This window comes from Clostridium sp. SM-530-WT-3G, from assembly GCF_012843905.1.
GTDB lineage: Bacteria > Bacillota > Clostridia > Clostridiales > Clostridiaceae > Clostridium.
Genome location: NZ_JABAGC010000039.1, coordinates 21,338 through 28,621 on the forward strand (window position 1 = coordinate 21,338; position 7,284 = coordinate 28,621).

Consider the following 7,284-nt stretch of genomic DNA (forward strand, 5'->3'; position numbering starts at 1 on the left):
GTTATTAATTCAAATAATATAAATAAGGAGAATCACATTATGACCAATGAGAAAGTTTATCATAAAATAAAAGAAGATTTAGATTCGTATTATCAAAATAAAGACAGCAATATATGGAGAAATAAAAGTCATATTGAAATGCCATTTGGCCTTGTGAATGATCCTAATGGATTAAGCTATTACAATGGAAAGTATCATATTTTTTATCAATGGAATCCTTTTGGATGTGAACATAAGACAAAACATTGGGGATTAGTAAAAACAGCAGACTTTGTTAATTTTTCTAAACCTGAAATTATATTAAAGCCTGAAGACTGGTTTGATAAGAATGGATGCTATTCTGGAGGAGCTTATGTTAAAGGTGATACATTAAAGTTGTTTTATACTGGTAATGTAAAAGATGAAAATAACAATAGAGAATCATATCAGTGTATAGTTGATTATCATAAGGATGGCAGCTTTAAAAAGAAAGGGCCTGTAATACCTAAACAACCTGAAGGATATACTGCTCATTTTAGAGATCCAATGATATTCGTTCAAGATGGAACTTATTATATGATTCTTGGAGTACAAAGAGATAACTTAACTGGAGCTGCTTTAATATATAAATCAGATGATATTGAAAAGTGGGAATTTTTAGGTGAATTAAAAACTGATAAAGAAAACTTTGGATTTATGTGGGAATGTCCTAATTTGGTTAAGGTAAGTAAGGATAAATATGCATTATTATTCTCTCCTCAAGGATTAGAAGCAGAAGAATTTAAGAATCAAAATATTTATCAATCAGGATATATGATTGGAGAATTGGATTTAAATAATGTTGAATTAAAAAAACATACTGAATTTAAAGAATTAGATATGGGATTTGATTTTTATGCGCCACAGGTATTTACTCATGATGGTCAGAACATAATGATAGGATGGGTAGGAATGCCTGATAAGGATTCTGAGTATCCAAGTGCGCAGAATGGTGGGTGGATGTTCCCATTAACATTACCTAGGGTTTTAGAATATAAGAATGATGTATTATATCAAAAGCCTCTTGAAAAATTAGAAAATTTGAGAGAAACTAAAATTGTAGATATTAAAGATAAAGTGGAAAATAATTATGAAATAAAATTAGATAATAGAAATGTTGAAATAAAATTAAATTTAAATATTGAACAAAATAATTGTATAAATTTAAAATTTAAGTTTAATGATGAATATATATCCTTAACTTATGATAAATTAAGTGAAGTGTGTACAATAGATAGAAATAATATGGAGCTTGGTGGAAGAGGAATAAGAAAGTTTAAATTAAAAGCTGAAAAAAGTTTAGATTTACATATGTTTATAGATAATTCTGTTATGGAAATATATTATGAGTATGGTTTAGAAACAACTACTTTTATGTATTTCCCTAAATCAGATGACTTTAAAATAGAAATACAAAGTGATAATAATATTAATATTAATAAATTATGCATTTGGAATTTAAGAGGTGTAAGATATGAATAAAAATGTTTTTTGTATAGGTGAACTTTTAATTGACATGGTATGTGTTGATAATAAAGGATTAAAAGATGGAGTGAAATTTGAGAAGAAAGCTGGAGGAGCACCAGCAAATGTAGCTGCTGCTATAACTAAATTAGAAGGAAATGCTGCATTCTTAGGTCAAGTAGGAGATGACTTCTTTGGTAAATTCTTAGTACAAATATTAAAAGACTTAAATATTAACACTGAAATGACAGTTGAAAAAGGAAGCACTACTATGGCATTAGTAGGTATTGATGAAGATGGAGAACGTAACTTTGATTTCTTAAGAGGAAGCGATGGTGAATATTCATTGGAAAATGTTGATACTTCAAAGATAACTGCTACAGATATAATTCACTTTGGGTCAGCTACAGGATTCTTAGATGGAGAATTAAAAAATACTTATTTTAAATTATTAGATTATGCAAAAGAAAATAATATATATATTTCTTTTGACCCTAACTATAGGGATGCATTAATCAAGCCACATATGCTTGCACAATTTGTTGAAGATAGTAAGACATTCTTAAGATATAGTGATTTCACTAAATTAAGTGATGAAGAATTAACTTTAATTACAGGAGAAAAAGATTTAGAAGCAGGAGTTAAGGCTTTACATGATTTAGGAGTTAAAGTTGTTACCATAACTTTAGGTTCTAAAGGAACTTATTTAAGTGTTTATGGTGAAAGTGCAATAATACCATCGATAAAGATTAACCAAGTGGATTCAACTGGAGCAGGAGATTCATTCGTTGGAGCAGTATTAAAACAAGTTTCAGATATTGAAGATAAGAAGAATATAAGTATAGATAAATGGAAAGAAATAATTGCTTTTGCTAATAAGGTTGGAGCAATAACATGTACAAATTATGGTGCTATAGCATCAATGCCAACATTAGACGAAGTAAATGCAATTCAATAATAGTTATGAAAGGCATGCGTATGTATTAAGCATATGCATGTTTTTTTTATTGTAAAAAAACAAGAAATAAAAAACAGTAATAATAAAAATTACAATAAATGAATAAAAATGTAATATTTTGCGTGATAAAGTGAAATAAGTTTAACAGAGATTAATAAATGGTATTATTCTTTGACAATAAATTATTTTTAAGAAAACGTTATTTAAGGATATTTAGACGTATTATATAGTACTATTTCTATTTTTATCTAAAATAAATAAAAAAACATAAAAAAAAGATTGACAAAAAATAAACAATGATTTAAAATCAAATCATAGGTTGTTAAAAAAATAACAAAAAATATTACACATATTACGATTTACTATTTAAGAGAAAAAATACACATACTAAAATAAAAGAATTTTAGAACAAACAAATGAGTATGACATTTGTTTTAGGAGGAATAATATAATGAAAGTAACAAATGCTCAAGAATTAACAAAAAGAATTGAAGAGCTAAGAAAAGCACAAAAGCAATTTGCTGAATATACTCAAGAACAAGTAGATAAAATCTTTAGACAAGCAGCTTTAGCAGCTAATCACAATAGAATAAGATTAGCAAAAATGGCTGTAGAAGAAACAGGAATGGGAATAGTTGAAGATAAGGTTATAAAAAACCACTTCGCTGCTGAATATATATATAACAAATATAAGGATATGAAAACTTGTGGTGTTTTAGAAGAAGATAACACTTATGGAGTTACAAAAATAGCTGAACCAATAGGAGTTATTGCTGCTATAGTACCAACTACTAACCCAACATCAACAGCAATATTCAAAACATTAATAGCATTAAAGACTAGAAATGCAATAATCATTTCTCCACATCCAAGAGCTAAAAAAGCTACAATTGAAGCTGCAAGAGTAGTTTTAGAAGCTGCAGTAAAAGCTGGAGCTCCAGAAGGAATAATCGGATGGATTGATGAACCATCAGTAGAATTATCACAAAACGTTATGGCTGAATCAGATATCATCTTAGCTACAGGTGGTCCTGCAATGGTTAAGGCAGCTTACTCATCAGGAAGACCAGCTTTAGGAGTTGGAGCTGGTAATACTCCAGCAGTAATTGATGAAACTGCTGATATAAAAATGGCTGTAAACTCAATTCTTATGTCTAAGACTTTTGATAATGGAGTTATCTGTGCATCAGAACAATCAATATTAGTTGTAGAAGAAAAATATGAAGAAGTTAAAAATGAATTAGCTTTAAGAGGAGCTTATATCCTTAAAGGTGAAGAAATAGATAAAGTAAGAAAGATTATCTTAAACGAAAAAGGCGGATTAAATGCTAATATAGTTGGTCAATCTGCTTACAAGATAGCTAAAATGGCTGGAGTTAACGTTCCAGAAAGCGCTAAAGTTTTAGTTGGAGAAGTTACTTCAGTAGAATTAGAAGAACCATTCTCACACGAAAAATTATCTCCAGTACTTGCTATGTACAAAGTTAAGAACTTTGAAGAAGGTTTAGAAAAGGCTGATAGATTAATAGAATTAGGTGGATTAGGTCATACATCTATCCTTTACACTGATGAAATCAAATGTAAAGACAGAATAATGACATTCGGACACAAAATGAAGACTGCTAGAACATTAATAAATATGCCAGCATCTCAAGGAGCTATAGGTGACTTATTTAACTTTAAGTTAGCACCATCTTTAACTTTAGGATGTGGATCATGGGGTGGAAACTCAGTTTCTGAAAATGTTGGTCCAAAACACTTAATTAATGTTAAGACAATAGCTAAAAGGAGAGAAAATATGCTTTGGTTCAGAGTTCCAGAAAAAACTTACTTTAAATATGGTTGTTTACCAATAGCTTTAGAAGAATTAGCTGAAATGGGTAAAAAGAAAGCATTTATCGTAACAGACAAAGTATTATTTGACTTAGGATATACTAACAAGATTACAGATGTATTATCTGCACATGGAATTCAATACAAAATATTCTGCGATGTTGAGCCAGATCCAACTTTAAGATGTGCAAGAGCTGGAGCTAAAGAAATGTTAAGTTTTAACCCAGACGTTGTAATTTCACTTGGTGGTGGATCAGCAATGGATGCAGCTAAGATTATGTGGGTAATGTACGAACATCCAGAAGTATCATTCGAAGATTTAGCAATGACATTCATGGATATCAGAAAGAGAATATACAAATTCCCAACAATGGGTCAAAAAGCTATGATGGTAGCTATAGCAACTTCAGCTGGTACAGGTTCAGAAGTTACTCCATTCGCAGTTATCACTGATGAAGAAGCAGGAGTAAAATATCCATTAGCTGACTACGAATTAACTCCAGATATGGCAATCGTTGATCCAGAATTAATGATGACTTCACCAAAGGGATTAACTGCTTGTGCTGGTATCGACGTATTAGTTCACGCTATGGAAGCATATGTTTCAGTAATGGCATCTGAATTCACAAACGGAATGGCACTTGAAGCAATCAAGTTAGTATTTGATTACTTACCATTAGCATACAATGAAGGAACAACTAACGTTGTAGCTAGAGAAAAAATGGCTAATGCATCATGTATAGCTGGTATGGCATTCTCTAATGCATTCTTAGGAATTTGTCACTCAATGGCTCATAAGTTAGGTTCATTCCATCACTTACCACACGGTATGGCTAACTCATTATTATTAAAAGAAGTAATTAAGTTCAATGCTACTGAAGCACCAACTAAGCAAGGAGCATTCGCACAATACAAATATCCAGAAGCAGTAGCTAGATATGCTAAGATAGCTGACTACTTAGGATTAGGTGGAAAGACAGAGGCTGAAAAAGTAGAATTATTACTTAAAGCTATAGAAGAATTACAAAGAAAAGTTGGCATGCCAATGACTATTAAAGAAGCTGGAGTAGATGAAGAAAAATTCTATGCTGAATTAGATGAAATGGTTGAGCAAGCATTTGATGATCAATGTACAGGAGCTAACCCAAGATATCCATTAATGAGAGAATTAAAGGAAATGTATATAAATGCATTTGATACAGTAAAAGCTTCAAAAAACGAAGGTAAAAAGGAAAACAAGAAGAAATAATATATATTAATGCTTAATCACACAAGACATTTTTAAATGATAACCGCTGCAATATGCAGCGGTTATTTTTCATATAAATAATAAAGGAAATTAAAATATGAATAATTAATAGAAAACAAGGAGATTACAATAATATAGTGAATTATAGATAAATAAGACATAAATATGACTTAATTGTTAATAAATATTGGAAAGTCATTTATAATATCTCTAATTATGGTATAATATTTAGTAATACAATATGTTAAATTTTTAGGAGAGTGATTATTTTTGGACTCTAGTTATACGTGGCAGATAATTGTGTTACTTATATTAATTGCAATGTCTAGCTTTTTTTCAATGTCAGAAACTGCTCTTATGTCTATAAGTAAAATAAGATTGAGACATATGGTTGAAGAAGGAGTACCTAATGCAAAGCTAGTTGAGAAGCTTTTGGAAGACCCAAATAAACTTTTAGGTGCAATTTTAATAGGTAATAACATAGTAAATATAGGAGCATCATCATTAGCAACAATAGTTGCAACTAATATATTTGGTAGTGGTGGTGTTGGAATTGCAACAGGAATAATGACTATACTTGTACTTATTTTTGGTGAGATTACTCCAAAATCAATAGCACAACAAAAGTCTGAAACAGTAGCTTTAAAAGTAGCAAAGATAATAAGAATAATTGTATTTGTATTTAGACCATTTATAGGTATATTCACAGGAATATCATCATTGTTTATTAAAATATTAGGTGGCAATCCTAATGCAACAGAATCATTTATTACAGAAGAAGAACTAAAAACAATGGTTGATGTAAGTGAAGAAGAAGGTGTTTTAGAAAATGTTGAAAAGGAAATGATATTTAATGTTTTTGATTTCGCTGATCAACAAGTAAAAGACATAATGGTTCAAAGAGTAGATATTGTATCTATAGACGAAGAAGCTAATTATGATGAACTAATGGAAGTGATTAAGAGCGAACAGTTCTCTAGAATCCCTGTATATAATCAAACAATAGATAATATTATAGGTATTTTAAACGTAAAAGATCTTGCTATGGTGGAAAATCCAAGAGAAAATTTTGATATTAAGAAATATATAAGAGAACCATATTACACTTTTGAATTTAAAAAAATAGTAGAATTATTTAAAGAAATGAAGAAGACAAGGAACCATATTGCTGTTGTACTTGATGAATATGGTGGAACTGTTGGAATTGTAACAATAGAAGATTTGATAGAAGAAATTGTTGGTGACATAGAAGATGAATATGATGAAGATAAACCATCTGTTCAAGTAATAAGTGATAATGAATATATTTTTGATGGAAGTGTAAGACTTCATGATATTAGTGATATTATAGGAGTAAATATGGAGTCTGAAGAATTTGATTCTGTAGGTGGTCTTATGATTAATGAACTTGGAAGAATGCCTGAGAAAAATGAAGAGGTTGTAATAGGTAACATAAGGCTTATTGCTGAAGAAGTAGAAAAGAATAGAATATTAAAAGTGAGAATGTTTATAGATAAAAAAGAAGAGGAAAATACACGAGAAACTGAAGCATAGTTTTTATGTGTTATCAAAAAGACTGCTTAGATAATAAAGCAGTCTTTTTGATATATTTATTTAAATTGTGGGAGGCTTTTAACTGTTAAAAATAATCTATAAAAATATATAAAAATATATTTCTATTTATTATATAATCTTATTGAGGTGATAAGTTGTGAAATATTACTCAATAGGAGAATTTGCAAACAGAATAGGAAAGACTATT

The 7,284-nt window shown here is 29.5% G+C and carries 4 protein-coding genes; all 4 read left to right on the forward strand.

The genetic code is table 11. The annotated features are described in order from the left end of the window. The first annotated feature begins 39 nt into the window (after positions 1 to 39). Complete coding sequence (locus tag HF850_RS12520; protein WP_169105783.1) at positions 40 to 1,500, forward strand: sucrose-6-phosphate hydrolase; 1,461 nt, start codon at positions 40 to 42, stop codon at positions 1,498 to 1,500. Next, complete coding sequence (locus tag HF850_RS12525; RefSeq protein WP_169105784.1) at positions 1,493 to 2,440, forward strand: carbohydrate kinase; 948 nt, start codon at positions 1,493 to 1,495, stop codon at positions 2,438 to 2,440. Before HF850_RS12520 ends, HF850_RS12525 begins: the two co-directional genes overlap by 8 nt. Before the next feature lie 451 nt (positions 2,441 to 2,891). Further along, positions 2,892 to 5,522, forward strand: coding sequence for a bifunctional acetaldehyde-CoA/alcohol dehydrogenase (adhE, locus tag HF850_RS12530; RefSeq protein ID WP_169105785.1), 2,631 nt, complete (start codon positions 2,892 to 2,894; stop codon positions 5,520 to 5,522). A gap of 270 nt (positions 5,523 to 5,792) precedes the next feature. Then, complete coding sequence (locus HF850_RS12535; protein ID WP_169105786.1) at positions 5,793 to 7,076, forward strand: hemolysin family protein; 1,284 nt, start codon at positions 5,793 to 5,795, stop codon at positions 7,074 to 7,076. Positions 7,077 to 7,284 lie beyond the last annotated feature (208 nt).